Consider the following 18,257-nt stretch of genomic DNA (forward strand, 5'->3'; position numbering starts at 1 on the left):
CCGCTCCCACGCTGCCCGCGCACACGAAGCACTGGCCACTTCTGCTACCATGGCGCCCTGCCCGACCGTCACGAGCGCGACCATGTCCGACCCCCGCCCCGCATTGACCCGTTTCCAACAGCACTTCGCCGAGCGCATCGTGCCGCTGTGGCAGGGCCCTGGCTGGAACGCCGACATGGCCCTGCCGTACGAAGCCCTGGACACCCAGCATCGGCCACTGCCGGTGCAGCGCTACCGGGCCATGGCCTGCGCCCGTCAGCTGTACCTGTTCAGCAGCCGCATCGAGCAACCGGGCGCCGCCGAACGCGCCGCCGCGCTGCTGCGTTCACTGCAGAAGCACTTCCACGACGCCGAGCACGGCGGCTGGTTCTACAGCATCGACGCCCAGGGCAAGCCACTGGACCGGCGCAAGGACCTCTACACCCACGCCTTCATCGTGTTCGCTTGCGCCCATTACTGGGGCAAGGTGGGCGAAGGCCTGGTGGAGGCCACGCTCAACGGCGCCCTCGAAGTCGTTGCCGAGCAGTTCGCCCGCGACGATGGCCTGTACGAGGCCAGCCTCGGTGAGGACTGGTCGGATTTGGGCAGCGGCCCGCTGCAGAACCCGCAGATGCACCTGGCCGAGGCCTTTCTCCAGGTGCTGGCCGTGCGCGAAGACGACGAGGTTCGCCAGTCGCTGCTGGAGCTGTGCGACGCGCTGCAGGCGCAGTTCATCGAGCCGAGCCACGGCCTGATGCTGGAAAAACCGCGTGGGGCTGTGGATAACTGGTTCGAGCCAGGCCACCAGTTCGAATGGTTCTACCTGCTGGATACCTCGCCATTGCTGCGCGGCACGGCGCTGCACGCCTCCATCGAGCGGGCCTTCGACTTTGCCGAACAGTACGGAGTGAAGGATACGGCGGTGCTGGCGATGCTGGACGTGGACGGCCAGGTCATCGACGCGACACAGCGGATCTGGGCGCAGGCGGAGTACCTGCGGGCACTGGCCTTGCGGCCGGGAAGCGAGGCACGGTTGCTGGCACAGCTAGCGGCGCTGGAGTCACGCTTTCTGCATGAAGGCGGCTGGCATGAGTGCCGCGATGGCGCGGGGGCGGTGAGCCGCCATGACATGCCTTCGACCACGCCCTACCACCTGGCGACTTGCCTGGAAGGCCTGCAGCGCCTGATCTGAGGTTGTCGCGGATGTGTCCGTGAGGGGCGCGAGGCGCCCCTGCGATGCATCAGGTCTGTCAGGCCCTCAGACGTAGTCATCGTCCGAGAAGAAGCCGCCATCGTCATTGCTGTAACCGGCATCGGCATAACCGCCCTGGTCATTGCCCCAGCCCCCGCTGTCCGCCACCTGGCGCTGGCTGTCCTGGTCATTCCAGCCACCCGCGTCGCTGGCCGGCGCCGGTGCTTCCTTGATCACCTCGACGATCTCCTCAGGCTGCGAGTTGTGGTTGAACAGGCTGCTGATGCCCTGGGCCAGCAACACGCCACCGGCCACACCCGCGGCGGTCTGCATGGCACCGCCGAGGAAGCTGCTGGCGCCACTGCGCGCCGGGGCGGGCGCCGCGCCGAAGCCCGGCTGCTGCGGTGGCGGGGCATAGGCCTGGGGCGCCGGTTCACGCCAGCCACCCGCAGAAGTCGGCGGCGGCGCGACCGGGCGCTGCGGCTCTGGATTGCGGGCTCCCGCGCCAAAGATGCTGGAGAGGAAACCACCGCCACTGCTGGGGCGGCTCGCATCCAGTTGCGCGCGAGCCTGGCGCAGTTCGGCCTCGAGCTGCTTGTTCTGCTCGTCCAGGCGCTTGATCGCCGTCTCCTGGACCAGGATCGCCTGGGCCATGTAGTAAGGCGCCGCCGGCTGCTGGCGCAGGTGCTCCTCGATGCGCGCCTGGGCCTGGGCATCGCGCGGCTGGGCCGGGTCCTCGGCTTGCTTGAGACGGCCGAACAGGCCATCGATCAGGGTTTGTTCTTCAGTGTTCATCGGGGCAACCTCGTGCGCTGAACAGGACATCGGACAGCGTCAAAGATGGAGGCCCGGGCTTGGCGATTCAATTGTCCGGGCCATGAAACTTTTTTCAGCAAGCGGGCCGACTGGGCTAAAGTTACGCCCTGCTTTTTCTGCCATGCGATGTTGACCGATGAATCCGCTGAGCGTTCTGCGCGACTCCCTGTACTTCTTCCGCCGTCACCTGACGAGCATCCTCCAGCTGTGCCTGCCTTTGGTGGTACTGGAGGCCCTCGGTACCCAGTTGCTCTACAGCCAGCTGGGCGAGCAGGCCTCACCGGCCTACGGCATGCTCGTCAGCCTGCTGTTCTACCCGCTGTACAGCGCCGCGCTGATCCTCTACCTCGACACCCGCAGCAACGGCCTGGACACCGCCAAGCGCGACCTGTTCGCCCGCGCCCTGCAACTGTGGCCGATGCTGGCCCTGCTGATCGTGATCAGTTCGCTGCTGATCATGGCGGGCCTGGCGCTGCTCATCTTCCCCGGCGTGTGGATCATGGTGAACCTGGTGTTCGCCGAGTACCTGCTGGTGCTGCGCGGCCTGCCGGTGATCGAGTCGATGCGCACCAGCGCGCGCATGACCACCGGGCATTTCCTGCGCATCATGGTCTGCATGCTGTCGGTGCTGGCGCCGCTGTGGCTGATCGACGGCCTGCTGCTGCAGCTGTTCCCCGAGCCGCAGCCTGGTGTGCAACTGGCCCTGGACAGCCTCAGCGGCTTCCTGCAGTTGTTCAGCACCGTGGTGCTGTACCGCCTGTTCATGCTGCTCGAGGGAGAAGCCGGCGCCTGAGGCCGGCATTCCCCAGGCGTCAGGCTTTCCTTGGCTTGGCCCTGGCCGTGGCCTCCGCCACCAGTGGATCGTCCGGCCAGTAGTGCTTGGGATAGCGCCCTTTCAGGTCCTTCTTCACCTCGGCATAGGTGGTGCGCCAGAAGTTGGCCAGGTCCTGGGTCACCTGCACCGGCCGGCGCGCCGGCGACAGCAGGTGCAGCTTGACCTGCTGGCGGCCATTGGCGATGCGCGGGGTGTCGGCCAGGCCGAACAGCTCCTGCAGGCGCACGGCGAGGATCGGTGGCTGCTCGCTGTAGTCCAGGCGAATGCTGGAGCCCGAGGGCACGGCCAGGTGTGATGGCGCCAGCTCGTCCAGACGCTGTGGCAGCGGCCAGGGCAGCAGGTTGCGCAGCATCGAGGGCAGGTCCAGGCTGGCGAAATGGCTCAGCCGCGACACCTTGCCCAGATAAGGTTGCAACCAGTCTTCCAGGTTGGCGAGCAAGGCGTCGTCACCCAGGTCGGGCCACTCGCTGTGGCCGTCCTTTTCCAGGTCCAGCTGACGCAACATAGCGACACGGGCCTGCCACTGGCGCAGTTCCGGGGTCCAGGTCAGCAAGTTCAGGCCCTTGCGCCGCACCAGCCCCAGCAAAGCCCGGGCCCGTGCGTCGTCATCCAGCTCCGGCAGCGGCTCGCGGCTGAGCACCAGTTCGCCGACCTTGCGCTGGCGCTCGGCGCGCAGCACCTGTTCACGCTCGTCCCAATCGAGCAGGTCGAACTGCTCCACCTGCTCGGCCAGCACACCGTCGAATAGCGCCGGATCGAACTCGGCGGCCAGGTAGATGCGCTCCTCACGCTGCCCCTGGCGGCTGCCCAGGTCGGCGATCACCAGCCACGGGCTTTTCATCAGTGCATCAGCTTCGGCGAACAGCGCCGCACGGCCATTGGCCAGGCGGTACTCGGCGCCGCCTTCGCGACGCTGCTGCGCCACCCGGTCGGGGTAGGCCAGCGCCAGCACCGCACCCAGCCAGCGGGGATGATCGGGGTCGGCGACCGGGCTGCGCGGTTTGCCACGCAACTGGCCGCGGTACTGCCGGGCCAGTTGCCGGGCGCGCTGCACGCCGCCTTGCCCGCCACGGGAGGCGCGGCTTTCGCCGCTGAGCAGGGCCAACCGGCTATGCAGGTCGGCACCGCCGCCGCGCAGGATGTCGCGCTCGCCCAGCAACGCGGCGACATCGCAGGCCATGTCGGCCAATCCGAGGTCCTGGCCGCGCAGCAGCAGGTGGGCGATGCGCGGATGCGCAGGCAGCTCGGCCATGGCCTGGCCATGGGTGCTCAGGTTGTCGCGGCACCCGGGCTTGAAGGCACCGAGCCGGGCCAGCAGGTCCTGGGCCTGGCCGTAGGCAGCGGCCGGTGGCTGGTCGAGCCAGCTGAGCTGCTCCGGCGGCACGCCCCAGCGCGCCAGTTGCAGGGCCAGCCCGGCCAGGTCGGCCTGGAGGATCTCGGCGCTGCCGTGGGCCGCCAATTGGTCGTGTTGCGCCTCGGACCACAGTCGAAAGCACACGCCGGGTTCAAGGCGCCCGGCTCGCCCGGCACGCTGGGTGGCGCTGGCGCGGGAAATACGCTGGGTGTCCAGGCGGGTCATGCCGCTGCCGGGGTCGAAGCGCGGCACCCGCGCCAGACCTGCGTCGATCACCACGCGCACACCGTCGATGGTCAGGCTGGTTTCGGCGATATTGGTGGCCAGCACCACCTTGCGCTGGCCCTTGGGCGCCGGCTCGATGGCGGCGCGCTGGGCGCTCAGGTCAAGCTCGCCGTGCAACGGGCAGAGCAGGATGTCCGGACGCTCGCCCACGGCCTCCTGCAGCGCCTGGTGCACACGGCGGATCTCGGCCTGTCCGGGCAGGAACACCAGCAAGCTGCCGGATTCGTCGGCCAGGGCCTGGAGCACGCAGTCGACCACGCGCGGCTCGACAAACTCGCCAGGCTGCCAGGGGCGGCTCCAGCGGATATCCACCGGATGCATGCGCCCCTGGCTGCTGACGATCGGCGCGTCGTCGAGCAGGCGCGACAACCGCTCGCCCTCCAGCGTCGCCGACATCAGCAGGATCTTCAGAGGCGGCTCGTCGCGCAACAGCGACCGGCCGTTGAGGCTCAGGGCCAGGGCCAGGTCGGCATCCAGGCTGCGTTCGTGGAACTCGTCGAAGATCAGCAGCCCCACGCCATCCAGCGCAGGATCCGCCTGCAGGCGGCGGGTGAGGATGCCCTCGGTGACCACTTCGATGCGCGTGTTCGGGCCGACCTTGCTGTCCAGGCGGATGCGGTAGCCCACGGTTTCGCCAACCTTCTCGCCCAGTTCGCTGGCCAGGCGTTCGGCGGCGGCGCGGGCGGCCAGGCGCCGGGGCTCGAGCATGAGGATGGTCTGCCCCCGCAGCCAGGGCTCAGCGAGCAGGGCCAGTGGCACGCGGGTGGTCTTGCCGGCGCCGGGCGGCGCCTCGAGCACCGCTTCGTCACGTTCGGCCAGGGCCTGGCGCAGGTCGGACAGTACGGCATCGATCGGTAATGAAATCATGGTGGTCCTCGAACAATCGACCGAGTATAACGGCGAACCGAGGCTGCCCTATCATGGTCTTAAGCTCAGGCGCAGGCGATTGCCGCGCCGTTGTTTGTCGTTATCTTCCGGAGATTCACATGCGCATCCCTTCCCGCGTCATCGGTGGCGCCCTCATCGCCACCCTGCTGACCCAGCTGACGGCCTGCGGCACCCTGTTCTACCCCGACCGTCGCGGCCAGATCGAAGGCAAGATCGATCCGGTGGTCGCGGCGCTGGATGCCATCGGTATCCTGTTCTATGTCATTCCCGGCCTGATCGCCTTCGGCATCGACTTCGCCACGGGTGCCATCTACTACCCCGGGGGCACCACGGCCCATGTCGACCCGGCCAAGCTCAAGCCGGCGATCAATGCCGATGGCCAGGTCGACCGGACCAAACTGCAGGCTATCCTTGAAAGCGAACTGGGCCAGCGCCTGCCGCTGAACGACCCGCGGCTGATCCAGCACCGCGGCAGTGTCGAGCAACTGGCCAGCTACGGCCTGGTACCTGCGGCCTGACCTGATCCGGATGATCCCCTGCGCATGACCGCCACCGCCGAACATCAACGCCTGCTGCGCCTGGCCACCCGCGCCTCGCTGAGCGTCGCCTGCATCCTGGTGCTGAGCAAGGCCGTGGCCTGGTGGCTGAGCGGCTCAGTCAGCCTGCTGGCCGGGCTGACCGACTCGGCACTGGATGCCGCCGCCTCCTTTCTCAACCTGCTGGCGGTGCATTATGCGCTGCGCCCGGCCGATGACGATCACCGCTTCGGCCACGGCAAGGCCGAAGCCCTGGCTGGCATGGCCCAGGCGCTGTTCATCGGGGTCAGCGCGGTGCTGATCGGGGTGCAGGCGTATGAGCGGCTGAAGTCGCCGGAACCCCTGGGCGACACCGCCGCCGGCATCGCGGTAATGCTGCTGTCACTGGCGCTGACCGTGGCGCTGCTGGCCTTCCAGCGCAAGGTGATCCGCCTGACCGGCTCCACCGCCGTGCGCGCGGACTCACTGCACTACCGCTCCGACCTGCTGCTCAACGCCAGCATCCTGCTGGCGCTGCTGCTGGCCCGCTTCGGCTGGCCGCAGCTCGACGCCCTGTTCGGCCTGGGGATCGCCCTGTACATCCTGTGGAGCGCACTGCAGATCGCCCGCGAGAGCACGGCGATCCTGATGGACAAGGAACTGCCGGCCGATATCGGCGAGCGCATGCTGGAGGTGGTGCTGGCGATCCCCGGGGTGAAGGGGGTGCACGACCTGCGCACGCGGGTGTCCGGCAGCCAGTGGTTCGTGCAACTGCACCTGGAGCTGCCCGGCGACATGCCGCTGCATGCCGCCCATGAGCTGTGCGTGCAGGCCTCGCACGTCATTCGCCAGCGCTACCCGCGGGCCGATGTGATGGTTCACGCCGACCCGGTGTAGCCCGTTATCGCGAATACCCCGTCAATTGATGCTGTAGCCGCGCCCGCTCAGGCACGCCCCCAACGCCCGTCGATAGTTGTCCGTCACATTGGCCGGCGGTGCATAGCTGGCGGTCGCCGGATCGAAGCCCGACTGGCTCACCGCCCAGCGATGGCATTGATAGCGGTCCTGCTCCTGCTGCTCCGGCCCCTGGCCGTACATCGGATAGGCGATCACATCGTAGCCGCTGCCCTGCTGCGGCATTGGCGCAGGCGCCACGGCGGGCGGGTTGACCACCACGTACTCGCGGCTGTTGGCCTGGTATTGGTAATACGTGTCGGCCACCAGGAAGAACAGCGCACCGCTCAGCCACACTTCACGGGCATAGGACGGCAGGTAGTCGACCCGTACACCGTAGGGCGGCGTGACCACCACGTAGCCGCCGCCATGGGGCCGGTACCAGTAGCCGCCGGAGTAGAAGTAGTCCTGCCCGCGGTACGGCACTTTCCAGTAACGGTCCGGGAAGCGCTCGACGGTATGCCCGGGATGGTACTGCGGCCCTGGCCCCCAGCCATTGCCATGCCCATCGGGCCGGCCGGACCAGTCACCGCCGGGGCGCTGACCCGGACCACCCGCTTCCCAGTAACGGTTGTCGCCGTAGCGACGGGGAATGTCCTGGTAGTAGCCTTGGCGTGGCGGTTGCGTCTGGCGCACTTCATCACGCGAATTGAGCGGTGATCCACGCCGTTCGCCACCGCCCTGCTCCTGCTGGCCGCCACGACCGTCATGCCCTTCTCCAGGCCCCTCGGCCAGGGCGCCCAGGCTGATGCCCAGGCCCAGCAAACCAACACCTGCCAACCGCCAGATGCGCGAACCCATGTTGTTCCTCTCGATTGAAACGCCCGCCATTATCGTCGGCAGTCTACTCCGCAGAACACGACCGGCAGATTAAATTAGCCAACAACCTGGTGCGCCAACTGCTCGAAGACCTGCATTGGCTGCTCGCGGGCCTGGCAAGCGCAGCCCGCGGCGCAATAAAAAAGGGAGGCCTTGCGGCCTCCCTTCGGGAATTGTCGTCCGTGCTCGGCGCTTGTGGCACCGGCTCACCTCGCGCCGTCTTCTGGACAGTGCGTAGCCCGGGGGCCTGGCGGATCCTGTTGGATGGCTGGCCGCGACCGCCCGCCTAGGGCGCGTCGCCGTGGACTGATGTCCGGGCAGTGATTCTGGTGATAAAGATAGGCCAGACGCCGGGGCAGAGGATTGCGAATATTGCTCTGATAAATAGCGCTTGCGCAATTTTTCACTCAGGATCGATAATTCGCAGCAATCCGAACAGAAAAGGCCCTTTCCATGAGCAAGCTCGACCGCTACGACCTGAGCATCCTCGCCGAATTGCAGCGCGATGCGCGCATCTCCAACCAGGAACTGGCCGAACGCATCGGCCTGTCGCCTTCCCCATGCTCACGTCGGGTCAAGCAGCTCGAGGACGACGGCTACATCTCGCGCCAGGTGGCCCTGCTGGACCGCAAGAAGCTCGGCCTGAGCCTGACCGCCTATGTGCTGATCGGCATGGACCGGCACACGCCCGAGCGCTTCGAGACCTTCGAGGCGGCGATCCGCAGCCTGCCCCAGGTGCTCGAGTGCAGCCTGGTCACCGGGATGGACGCCGACTACCAGCTCAAGGTGGTGGTGCCGGACATGGACCACTACCAGAAACTGCTGCTGGGCAGCCTGACCCGTATCGAAGGCGTGACCAGCGTGCGCTCGAGCTTCGTGCTCAACCAGGTGCTGGCCAGCACCGAGCTGCCATTGACCCACCTGCGTTGAATCCTTGCGCGTGCGGCGTATGATCGGGGGCTCAATCTGCCTGGAGTGAACCGATGGATCCCGCAGTATTCGAAGAATGGATGATGATCGTCCTGGTCACCGTGTTGATCGGTTTCATGGGTTTCATCGTCTGGGACCTGGCGAAGAAGTCCAAGGCCGGGCGCTTTGGCACGCTGATCCTGTTCTTTGTGCTGGGCCTTGGCGTGCTGGCATTCATCATCAAGAGCGTGGTGGTGGGGTTTCTTGAGGGGGTGTAGCGGCCTGCCAACTCTCCCCTTCCTTGTAGGAGCGGCCTTGTGCCGCGAAAGGGCCGCGTAGCGGCCCCAGCAATTTTGCCTTGATGCTGAGATCGGGGGCCGCTACGCGCCCCTTTCGCGGCACAAGGCCGCTCCTACAGGGGGACGCGTGCGGCTCAAAGCTTCGCCGGCACTTCGCGCCAGCAACCCTGGTCCAGCCCTTCGATCGTCCAGTCGCCAATCCGCACCCGCACCAGGCGCAAGGTCGGTAAGCCCACCGCCGCCGTCATCCGCCGCACCTGGCGATTACGCCCTTCACGGATCACCAACTCCAACCAGGTGGTTGGCACGCTCTTGCGAAAACGCACCGGCGGATTGCGCGGCCACAGCTCGGGCTCCTCGAGCAGACGCGCCTGGGCCGGCAACGTGGGCCCGTCGTTGAGCTCGACGCCATCACGCAAGCGCCGCAGTTGCTCTTCGCTCGGCTCGCCTTCCACCTGCACCCAGTAGGTCTTGGCCAGCTTGTGCTTCGGATCGGCGATGCGCGCCTGCAGGCGCCCGTCGTTGGTCAGCAACAGCAGGCCTTCGCTGTCGCGGTCCAGGCGGCCGGCCGGATAGATGCCGGGGATGTCGATGAAGTCCTTGAGCGTGGCCCGCCCCTCGCCGTCGCTGAACTGGGTGAGCACATCGAACGGCTTGTTGAACAGGATCAGGCGCGGCTCGGCCGGCGGCGCCTTGGGCTGGCGACGCGGGCCGGTGGGCCGCGCCGCAGGGCGGCGCGGTGTGCTACGGGGTGGCAGGGACATGGATCCTCAGCGGAACGGCGGCTCATCGAAGCTGCGCAGTTTACGCGAGTGCAGCGAGTTGAGCTCGGTACGCAGCAGATCGAGGGCGGCGATGCCGATCTTCAGGTGCTGGCTGACCGCGCGGTTGTAGAAGGCGTTGGCCGAGCCCGGCAGCTTGATCTCGCTGTGCAGCGGCTTGTCGGAGACACACAGCAAGGTGCCGTACGGCACGCGCAGACGGTAGCCCTGGGCGGCAATGGTGCCGCTTTCCATGTCTACCGCCACGGCGCGGGACAGGTTGATCAACGGACGTTCCTGGGCCCAGCGCAGCTCCCAGTTGCGGTCGTCGTAGGTGAGCACGGTGCCGGTGCGCAGGCGCTTCTTGAGCTGCTCGCCACGCTCGCCAGTGACCTGCGCGGCCGCCTCCTGCAACGCCAGCTGCACCTCGGCCAGGGCCGGGATCGGGATATTCGGCGGCACCACGCGGTCGAGGATGCCGTCGCGGCGCATATAGGCGTGGGCCAACACGTAGTCACCGATAGTCTGCGACTGACGCAGGCCGCCGCAGTGGCCGATCATCAGCCAGCAGTGCGGGCGCAGCACCGCCAGGTGGTCGGTGATGTTCTTGGCGTTGGACGGGCCGACACCGATGTTGACCAGGGTCACGCCATCGCCATCGGCGGCGATCAGGTGATAGGCCGGCATCTGGTAGCGGTGCCAGACCACGCTGGCGACCAGGGCCTGGGCCTCGCCGTTGTCCATGCCCTTCTCGATGATCACGTTGCCCGGCAGGACCATGCGCACGAAGCGTGGGTCCTCGCGCAACTGCTCGAGGCCATGGGCGATGAACTGGTCGACGTAGCGGTGGTAGTTGGTGAGAAGGATCCACGGCTGCATGTGCCGCCAGTCGCTGCCGGTGTAGTGCACCAGGCGGCGCAGGGAGAAGTCCACGCGGGCGGCGTCGAACAGCGCCAGCGGCAGGGTCTCGGCGCTTTCCCAGTCGTACAGGCCATCGGCGGTGTTATCGGTGGCCGCCGACAGGTCGGTGCTGGGGAACACCCGCGCCAGTTGCGCGGCGGTGATGCCGCTGCCGGCCAGCTCGTCGCCCTGGTCAACCACGTAGGGGTACGGGATGTTCTGCTCGCTGACACCGACTTCCACGGTCACGGTGTAGTCGTGCATCAACGGGCGCAGTTGCTCGAGCAGGTAGCCACGGAACGCCGCGGGCTGGGTGACGGTGACGCTGTAGGTGCCGTCCACCTGGACCTTGGCGTAGGCGCGGGTGGTGGCGGCGACTTCGCCTTGGCTGGAGTAGGTCAGGCGCAGGGCCGGGTAGCGGAACAACACACGTTCCTCGTGGCCCGGCTCGGTACGGTCCTTGAGGTAGCGCTTGAGGGCCTGGCTCAGGGCCCCGGTGGCCTGTTCGTGCAAGGCCGCCAGACGGTCGACGGCCTGTTCGGGGGTATCAACGACTACAAACGCTTGGCTCACGCTGGGCTTCCTGTCTTATGGAATGCATGACAGCCATCTTGCCTGCGTTGCTGGGCAAATACATCCCCAGTGTCGGTGCTAAGCAATTCCCTGTAGGAGCGGCCTTGTGCCGCGAAAGGGCTGCGCAGCAGCCCCAGCAATTTCCGCCTTGACCGCTGAGATCTGGGGCTGCCTTGCAGCCCTTTCGCGGCACAAGGCCGCTCCTACAGGGGGATGAAGCCATCCTTCAACCGGCCCAGACAGGCGTCGCCCGGGCCACCAGCGCCTCGACATCCACGCCGCGCGGCAACGCGCCATACACCCGCCCGCCGCCGCCCAGGCGACTGCCGATGAACGCATCGCTCACTGTGGCGTTGCCTGCCTCGAGCAACAGCTTGGCCTGCAGCGCCACGGCGATGTCCTCGGTCAGTTGCCGGGCGCGGTACTGGATATCGCCGGTATCGGCGAAAGCGCCCTTGAGGTTACCGATGAACGCCGCCAGCCGTGGGTCGCCATGGCCGTCTCCCAGCTCGCTGAACAGCGCCTCAAGCACGCCCGGCTCTTTCGACAAGGCCCGCAGCACATCCAGGCACTGCACGTTGCCCGAGCCCTCCCAGGTCGAGTTGACCGGCGCCTCGCGGTACAGCCGTGGCAGGATGCTGTCCTCGACGTAGCCGGCGCCGCCCAGGCACTCGGCGGCCTCGTTGATCATCCCGGGGGCGCGCTTGCAGATCCAGTACTTGCCCACCGCCGTGACCAGGCGGGAAAAGTGCGCCTGCTGCGGGTCGTCGAGGCGGTCCAGGGCCTGGCCCATGCGCAGGCTCAGGGCCAGGGCGGCCTCGCTCTCCAAGGCCAGGTCGGCAAGCACGTTCTGCATCAGCGGCTGCTCGGCCAGCACCCGTCCGCCGACCTTGCGGTACGCGCAATGGTGCGCGGCCTGGGTCAGGGCCTGGCGCATCAGGGCGCTGGAACCGACCATGCAGTCGAAGCGGGTCATGGCCACCATCTCGATGATGGTCGGCACGCCGCGCCCCTCCTCGCCGACCATCCAGGCCAGGGCTCCGCGGAACTCCACCTCGCTGGAGGCGTTGGAACAGTTGCCCAGCTTGTTCTTCAGGCGTTGGATGTAGAACTGGTTGCGGTTGTCGTCGGGCCGGTGGCGCGGCAGCAGGAAGCAGCTCAGGCCCTTGTCGGTCTGGGCCAGGGTGAGAAAGGCGTCGCACATGGGCGCCGAACAGAACCACTTGTGGCCTACCAGCTCATAGGGCTGGCCCGGGCCGGGCGTGCCCACCGGGTAGGCGCGGGTGGTGTTGGCGCGCACGTCGGTGCCGCCCTGTTTCTCGGTCATGGCCATGCCGATGGTGACACCGGCCTTGTGCCGGTCGCCGACGTTGCGCGGGTCGTATTCGCGGGCGAGGACCTTCGGCAGCCAGTAGCCGGCAAGCTCGGGCTGCAGGCGCAGGGCCGGCACGGCGGCGAAGGTCATGGTCAGCGGGCAGCCGGTGCCGGCTTCAGCCTGGCTGTGCAGGTAGGTCATCGAGGCCCGCGCCACGTGGGCGCCGTCCCGTGGCTCGGCCCAGGGCAGCGAAGGCAGGCCGTGCTCGACGGCGGTGCGCATCAACTGGTGATAAGCGGGATGAAACTCCACCAGGTCGATACGATGGCCATAGCGGTCATGGCTGCTGAACTCGGGCTTGTGCGCGTTGGCCAGGAAACCCGCGGCCATCAGCGAGCCACCGGCCAGGGCACCATAGGCGTCGATCCGCGACTCGGCCCAGCCGGCGCCGAACCGGCGCGACCACTCCTGCAGGGGCTGGTCGAGGCGATACAGGTTGGCGCCGTCCAGGGACGGCGGCTGGTTGGTGACTTCGTGGGTTTCAGCGAACTGGTGCAGGTTCATTGGCGGCCTCCTGGATCCGTTCATGCCTGGATAACCCAGTGAAGCACCGCAGGCCCTCGAGTCAAAGTGACAAAACGGACTACATGGGGGCGCTTCGCGCCCTGATCGCGGGGCAAGCCCGCTCCCACGGGTACCGCGAAGGGTCCGTCAAAAGCGCTCCAGGCCTGATGCGGCACGCGCCGGTGGTACCTGCACCTGCGCCACCGCAAGGGCCAGGGTCAGCTCGAAGCGGCTGCCCAGACCCGGCGTCGACTCGTGGGACAACTGCGCGCCGATCAACTCGCCCAGTTGCCGGCAGATCGACAGGCCGATGCCCAGCCCGCCGTAGCGCCGGGTCATCGAACCGTCCATCTGGAAGAAACGCTGGTACAGCACCGCCTGGTCCAGATCGTCGAAGCCGATGCCGCTGTCACTGACCGTGAGGCTCAGGGCCAGGCTGTCCGGCCCGGTACGCCGGCCACGGGCCTGCACGGTGACGCCCCCCTGGTGGGTGAACTTCAGCCCGTTGTCCACCAGGCAGGCCAGGCAGCGGGCGAGCTTCTGCGCATCGCCGACCAGGCTGTCGGGCAGGTCGGCGGGGATGTCCAGGCTCAGGTACAGACCCTTGGCCAGCGCCTGGCTGGCATAGCCGGCGCGCAGCTCCTGGAGCAGGCGCCGCAGGCTGAACGCCATGCCCTGGTTGCGCAGGCGCCCGGCCTGCAGTTCGGTGAGGATGAGGATGTCATCGACCATCGCCATCATGTCCTGGGCAGAACCGGTGGCGGTGCGGTGATACTGGGCCTGCTCGGCGCTCATGGGCAGGGTATGCAGCAGCTCCAGCGAACCGATCACGCCGTTCATCGGCGTGCGCAGTTCATGGGTCACGGTGGCCAGGAACTCGTCCTTGAGCCGGTTGCTGCGCGCCAGTTGCAGGTTCAGTTGCTCCAGGGTGCGCCCGGTCTCGCGCAGGGTCTGGGCCTGCTGCTCGCGCAGGCTGTTGATGCGGTCGGCCAGGGCCAGCGACAGCAGCGCCACCTCCAGCGCCGAGCCGAGCTGGCTGGCGTACATGGTGATGAACACGTTGGGCAGGTAGCCCAGCACCATCAGGGTGTTGACCAGCCCGCCAGCGAGGAAGGCGGTCCAGGCGATGATGAACCAGCGCGCCACACGCAGTCCGCGCCACCAGGCATAGAGCCCGGCGCTGAAGATACTGACGGTGAACAGCAGCGCCAGCACCGTGGCCATGCGCAGCGCCACGCCGTAACGCAGGGTCAGCGCCAGCACCATGACCAGCGCGCCACCGGCCATCAACCCTTTCAGCAGGCGGTCGAAGCCCCGGCTGAAGCTGTCCAGCTGCAGGAAGTGGCGGGCGAACTGGCAGCCGAACAGCCCGGCGGCACCGATGAACAACGGGGTGGCGGCGTTGGCCCACCATGGGCTGTCCGGCCAGAAATAGGCGATGCCGGCGCCGTTGACCGACACCTGGTAGAGACCGAACGAAGCGATATAAAGGATGTAGTACAGGTAACTGACATCACGCACGCTGAGGAAGATGAACAGGTTATACACCAGCATCACCAGCAGTACGCCGTAGATCATGCCCAGCACATAAAGCCGGGTGGGCTGGTCCTCCAGGTAGGCCTCGGCCGACCACAATGTCAGCGGCGCCTGGATCGAGCCCTGGCTGTGCAGACGCAGGTAGGCGGTGGTCGCCTGGCCGGGTTGCAGCGGCAATTCGAACAGGTAGTTGTTCTGGCGGATCTCCCGGGTGGCGTAGGGCAACGCGTCCCCGGTGCGTCGTGCCAGGCGATAGGTGCCTTGCGCGTCCGGCAGGAAGAGTTCCAGGTGATCCAACGGCGGGTAGGCGAGTTCCAGCAACCACTGGCGTGGCGCGGCCGAAGGGGCGGCGGCATAGGCGAGATCGACCCGCAGCCAGAACACCGAGGTGGAGTAGCCCGCATTGAGCACTTCGTCCTGATGTGCCTGGAAACGCCCGGAAAACGCCGCGGAACTCACCTGGGCGATGCTGGCGCTGCCCTCTTGGTCTTCATAGACCTGCATGTACCGGCCCAGCGGCAAGCGCCCGGTGGCGTTGTCGAATTCGACCGCTCCGGCCAGCATGGGCAAGCAGCCCAGAAGCACAATCAGCAAATAGCGCATACAGCCCCAGCATGGCCTGTGCGGTCGCGTCGCGGTTGCCTCCCATCCCTTTGAGACGACGTGATCCGGCAGAACCCATTTATCGAGTTATCCGAGCACTCTAGCATAGCCTCCCGCACTGACCAGCAGCTACTGGCAATTTGCATGCAGAGGCTCTAGAACGCATGTTTCAGAATATACAACCAGCCCAACCTGACCACTTGATCAGCAATTCTCTCGCCGCGAGCGAACCGCAGAAAAAGGTTTGGTGATAAGCTCGCCGACCATGAATACCTACAGCTCCCGCCCCGTTGTCCTCTGTCTCTCCGGCCACGACCCCAGTGGTGGCGCCGGGCTGCAGGCAGATATCGAAGCCCTGATCGCCCAAGGCTGTCACGCCGCGCCCGCCGTGACCGCCCTGACCGTGCAGGATACCGTCAACGTTTCCGACTTCCGCGTGCTCGACCGCGAGTGGGTGCTGGCCCAGGCCAATGCCGTGCTGACCGACTCCACGGTAGCCGCGGTCAAGCTGGGCATGCTCGGCTCGATCGAGATGGTCGACACCGTCGCCGAACTGCTCGCCGCCCATCCGCACCTGCCACTGGTCTGCGACCCGGTGCTGCGCGCCGGCGGCGGCGGTCGCCTGGGCAAGGACGAGGTCGGCTACGCGCTGCGCGAGCGCCTGCTGCCACTGGCCACCATCGCCACGCCGAACCTGCCGGAGGCGCGTATCCTGGCGGAACTGCCTGAAGGCACGGCGGACGAGTGCGCCGAGAAGCTGCTGCCGTTCTGTAGACACCTGCTGATCACCGGCGGTCACGGCGACGAAGTGGAAATCCACAACCGCCTGTACAGCCGCGACGGCCAGCAGCACACCTGGACCTGCCAGCGCCTGCCGGGCAGCTATCACGGCTCGGGCTGCACCCTGGCCAGCGCCCTGGCCGGTCGCCTGGCCTTGGGCGAACACCTGGAGAGCGCCGTGCGCAGTGCCCTGGACTACACCTGGCGGACCCTGCGCGACGCCGAGCAACTGGGCAAGGGCCAGTACGTGCCGCGCCGCCTGCCCCTGGATTTCTGTTCCTGACTCGAGGCCATCCGATGACGCTCCGCGGTCTGTATGCCATCACCGACAGCCAGCTGCTCGCCGGCCGTTTCCTGAGCCATGTCGAGGCGGCACTCGAAGGCGGTGTCTGCCTGCTGCAGTACCGCGACAAGAGCGACGACGCCGGGCGTCGCCTGCGCGAAGCTGAAGCGCTGACGAAGCTCTGCGAACGCTACGGCACTCAGCTGATCATCAACGACGACGCCGAACTGGCCGCGCGCCTGGGTGTCGGCGTGCACCTGGGCCAGACCGACGGCCCGCTCACCCCGGCCCGCGCCCTGCTCGGCCGCCAGGCGATCATCGGCTCGACCTGCCACGCCAGCCTCGACCTCGCGCAGCAGGCCGCCAGCGAGGGCGCAAGCTATGTCGCCTTCGGCCGCTTCTTCAATTCCGTCACCAAACCAGGCGCGCCCGCCGCCGGTGTCGAACTGCTGGAACAGGCCCGCGCCCAGATCAAGTTGCCGATCGCGGTGATCGGCGGCATCACCCTCGACAACGCCGCCCCGCTGATCGCCCATGGCGCCGACCTGCTGGCGGTGATCCACGGCCTGTTCGGTGCCGACAGCGCGCAGGAAGTCACCCGCCGCGCCCGCGCCTTCAATGCCCTGTTCGCTTCCTGATTTCGAGAGAAGATCCCATGTCCCGTTCCGAAGAACTGTTTGCCCAAGCCCAGAAACACATCCCCGGTGGCGTCAACTCGCCCGTGCGCGCCTTCAAGAGCGTCGGCGGCACGCCGCTGTTCTTCAAGCACGCCGAAGGCGCCTACGTCATCGATGAAGACGACAAGCGCTATGTCGACTATGTCGGTTCCTGGGGCCCGATGATCCTCGGCCACGGCCATCCCGATGTGCTGAATGCCGTGCGCCGACAACTCGAGCACGGCCTGTCCTATGGCGCGCCGACGGCCATGGAAACCGAGATGGCCGATCTGGTCTGCTCGATCGTGCCGTCGATGGAAATGGTGCGCATGGTCAGCTCCGGCACCGAGGCCACCATGAGCGCCATCCGTCTGGCCCGTGGCTACACCGGCCGCGACGCCATCATCAAGTTCGAAGGCTGCTACCACGGCCACTCCGACAGCCTGCTGGTCAAGGCCGGCTCCGGCCTGCTGACCCAGGGCGTACCGAGCTCGGCCGGGGTGCCGGCGGACTTCGCCAAGCACACCCTGACCCTGCCGTTCAACGATATCGCCGCCGTCGAGAAGACCCTCGCCGAGGTTGGCCAGACCGTGGCCTGCATCATCGTCGAGCCAGTGGCCGGCAACATGAACTGCGTACCGCCGGCGCCAGGCTTCCTCGAAGGCCTGCGCGCGCTGTGCGACAAACACGGCGTGGTACTGATCTTCGATGAAGTGATGACCGGCTTCCGTGTGTCGCTGGGCGGCGCCCAAGGCCACTACGGCATCACCCCGGACCTGTCGACCTTCGGCAAGATCGTCGGCGGCGGCATGCCGGTCGGCTGCTTCGGCGGCAAGCGCGAGATCATGGGCTGCATCGCCCCGCTCGGCCCGGTCTACCAGGCCGGTACGCTGTCGGGCAACCCGCTGGCCATGGCCGCAGGCCTGACCACCCTGAAGCTGATCAGCCGCCCGGGCTTCCATGACGAGCTGAGCGCCTTCACCAGCCGCATGCTCGATGGCCTGCAACAGCGCGCCGATGCCGCTGGTATCCCGTTCGTCACCACCCAGGCGGGCGCCATGTTCGGCCTGTACTTCAGCGGCGCCGACGACATCGTCACCTTCGACGACGTGATGGCCAGCGACGCCGAGCGCTTCAAGCGCTTCTTCCACCTGATGCTCGACGGCGGCGTGTACCTGGCGCCAAGCGCCTTCGAGGCGGGCTTCACCTCCATCGCCCATGGCGACAAGGAGCTGCAGATCACCCTGGATGCGGCCGAGCGGGCGTTCGCCAAGCTGAAGTAAGCCTTCACACCGCCCAGGTAGGAGCGGCCTTGTGCCGCGAAAGGGCTGCGAAGCAGCCCCTGGAATTTCAGCCTTGATGCGAATAATGCCGGGGCTGCTTCGCAGCCCTTTCGCGGCACAAGGCCGCTCCTACACACTCAGCCCATTAGCCACCAGGA

16 protein-coding genes are annotated in these 18,257 nt (G+C 67.1%); 9 read left to right on the plus strand and 7 right to left on the minus strand.

All coding sequences use genetic code 11. The features are described from left to right. Positions 1 to 82 precede the first annotated feature (82 nt). Positions 83 to 1,171 carry an AGE family epimerase/isomerase gene (locus tag POF53_RS24960; protein ID WP_232857683.1) on the plus strand — a complete coding sequence of 363 codons (1,089 nt, stop codon included), beginning with the start codon at positions 83 to 85 and terminating at the stop codon, positions 1,169 to 1,171. A gap of 66 nt (positions 1,172 to 1,237) precedes the next feature. Here the strand turns inward: POF53_RS24960 and POF53_RS24965 are convergent, their stop codons facing one another. Continuing rightward, entirely contained in the window at positions 1,238 to 1,966 is a 729-nt protein-coding gene (locus tag POF53_RS24965; RefSeq protein WP_232857685.1) for a DUF2076 domain-containing protein, read from the minus strand. Positions 1,967 to 2,123: 157 nt separating this feature from the next. Here POF53_RS24965 and POF53_RS24970 point away from each other — a divergent pair, with 157 nt between their 5' ends. Next, entirely contained in the window at positions 2,124 to 2,780 is a 657-nt protein-coding gene (locus tag POF53_RS24970; protein ID WP_232857686.1) for a YciC family protein, read from the plus strand. 19 nt (positions 2,781 to 2,799) lie between these two features. On the opposite strand, the gene hrpB is transcribed toward POF53_RS24970, so the two are convergent. Beyond that, positions 2,800 to 5,328, minus strand: a complete 2,529-nt coding sequence (gene hrpB / locus POF53_RS24975; RefSeq protein WP_232857688.1) for an ATP-dependent helicase HrpB — start codon at positions 5,326 to 5,328, stop codon at positions 2,800 to 2,802. Positions 5,329 to 5,447: 119 nt separating this feature from the next. Here hrpB and pmcY point away from each other — a divergent pair, with 119 nt between their 5' ends. Both pmcY and POF53_RS24985 read left to right on the plus strand, forming a co-directional pair. Then, entirely contained in the window at positions 5,448 to 5,867 is a 420-nt protein-coding gene (gene pmcY, locus POF53_RS24980; RefSeq protein ID WP_050707034.1) for a periplasmic Zn2+ metallochaperone PmcY, read from the plus strand. Positions 5,868 to 5,891: 24 nt separating this feature from the next. Next, positions 5,892 to 6,761 carry a cation diffusion facilitator family transporter gene (locus POF53_RS24985; RefSeq protein ID WP_232857690.1) on the plus strand — a complete coding sequence of 290 codons (870 nt, stop codon included), beginning with the start codon at positions 5,892 to 5,894 and terminating at the stop codon, positions 6,759 to 6,761. A gap of 21 nt (positions 6,762 to 6,782) precedes the next feature. Here POF53_RS24985 and POF53_RS24990 read toward each other — a convergent pair whose 3' ends face one another. Next, positions 6,783 to 7,619 (minus strand): DUF6515 family protein, encoded by an 837-nt coding sequence (locus POF53_RS24990; RefSeq protein ID WP_203648144.1) that lies wholly within the window; start codon positions 7,617 to 7,619, stop codon positions 6,783 to 6,785. A gap of 471 nt (positions 7,620 to 8,090) precedes the next feature. Between POF53_RS24990 and POF53_RS24995 the strand changes: the two genes are divergently transcribed. Together POF53_RS24995 and POF53_RS25000 are read left to right on the plus strand one after the other, a co-directional pair. Then, entirely contained in the window at positions 8,091 to 8,567 is a 477-nt protein-coding gene (locus tag POF53_RS24995; RefSeq protein ID WP_011535815.1) for an Lrp/AsnC family transcriptional regulator, read from the plus strand. 53 nt (positions 8,568 to 8,620) lie between these two features. Further along, a complete protein-coding gene (locus tag POF53_RS25000) occupies positions 8,621 to 8,824 on the plus strand; it encodes a DUF2788 domain-containing protein (RefSeq protein ID WP_023378567.1) in 204 nt (67 codons plus the stop codon). 155 nt (positions 8,825 to 8,979) lie between these two features. Here the strand turns inward: POF53_RS25000 and POF53_RS25005 are convergent, their stop codons facing one another. From POF53_RS25005 to POF53_RS25020, 4 genes are all read right to left on the minus strand, one after another. Then, the gene (locus tag POF53_RS25005) at positions 8,980 to 9,609 is read right to left on the minus strand and encodes a pseudouridine synthase (RefSeq protein WP_232857691.1); all 630 of its coding nucleotides are present in this window, start codon (positions 9,607 to 9,609) and stop codon (positions 8,980 to 8,982) included. Between the two features lie 6 nt (positions 9,610 to 9,615). Further along, the gene (gene amn / locus POF53_RS25010) at positions 9,616 to 11,079 is read right to left on the minus strand and encodes an AMP nucleosidase (RefSeq protein WP_232857692.1); all 1,464 of its coding nucleotides are present in this window, start codon (positions 11,077 to 11,079) and stop codon (positions 9,616 to 9,618) included. Positions 11,080 to 11,305: 226 nt separating this feature from the next. Then, positions 11,306 to 12,958, minus strand: coding sequence for an acyl-CoA dehydrogenase family protein (locus POF53_RS25015; protein WP_232857693.1), 1,653 nt, complete (start codon positions 12,956 to 12,958; stop codon positions 11,306 to 11,308). 147 nt (positions 12,959 to 13,105) lie between these two features. Beyond that, positions 13,106 to 15,058, minus strand: coding sequence for a sensor histidine kinase (locus POF53_RS25020; protein ID WP_498969927.1), 1,953 nt, complete (start codon positions 15,056 to 15,058; stop codon positions 13,106 to 13,108). Positions 15,059 to 15,362: 304 nt separating this feature from the next. Here POF53_RS25020 and POF53_RS25025 point away from each other — a divergent pair, with 304 nt between their 5' ends. Genes POF53_RS25025 through hemL form a run of 3 tightly spaced genes read left to right on the plus strand, consistent with a single transcriptional unit; the run spans position 15,363 to position 18,099 of the window. Then, positions 15,363 to 16,160 (plus strand): hydroxymethylpyrimidine/phosphomethylpyrimidine kinase, encoded by a 798-nt coding sequence (locus POF53_RS25025; RefSeq protein WP_232857699.1) that lies wholly within the window; start codon positions 15,363 to 15,365, stop codon positions 16,158 to 16,160. Between the two features lie 14 nt (positions 16,161 to 16,174). Further along, complete coding sequence (gene thiE, locus POF53_RS25030; RefSeq protein ID WP_232857701.1) at positions 16,175 to 16,798, plus strand: thiamine phosphate synthase; 624 nt, start codon at positions 16,175 to 16,177, stop codon at positions 16,796 to 16,798. 17 nt (positions 16,799 to 16,815) lie between these two features. Beyond that, the gene (hemL, locus tag POF53_RS25035; RefSeq protein ID WP_232857702.1) at positions 16,816 to 18,099 is read left to right on the plus strand and encodes a glutamate-1-semialdehyde 2,1-aminomutase; all 1,284 of its coding nucleotides are present in this window, start codon (positions 16,816 to 16,818) and stop codon (positions 18,097 to 18,099) included. Positions 18,100 to 18,257: the final 158 nt, after the last annotated feature.

Origin of the sequence: Mitsuaria sp. RG (assembly GCF_028369275.1) — a bacterium.
GTDB classification, from domain to species: Bacteria; Pseudomonadota; Gammaproteobacteria; order Pseudomonadales; family Pseudomonadaceae; genus Aquipseudomonas; species Aquipseudomonas peradeniyensis.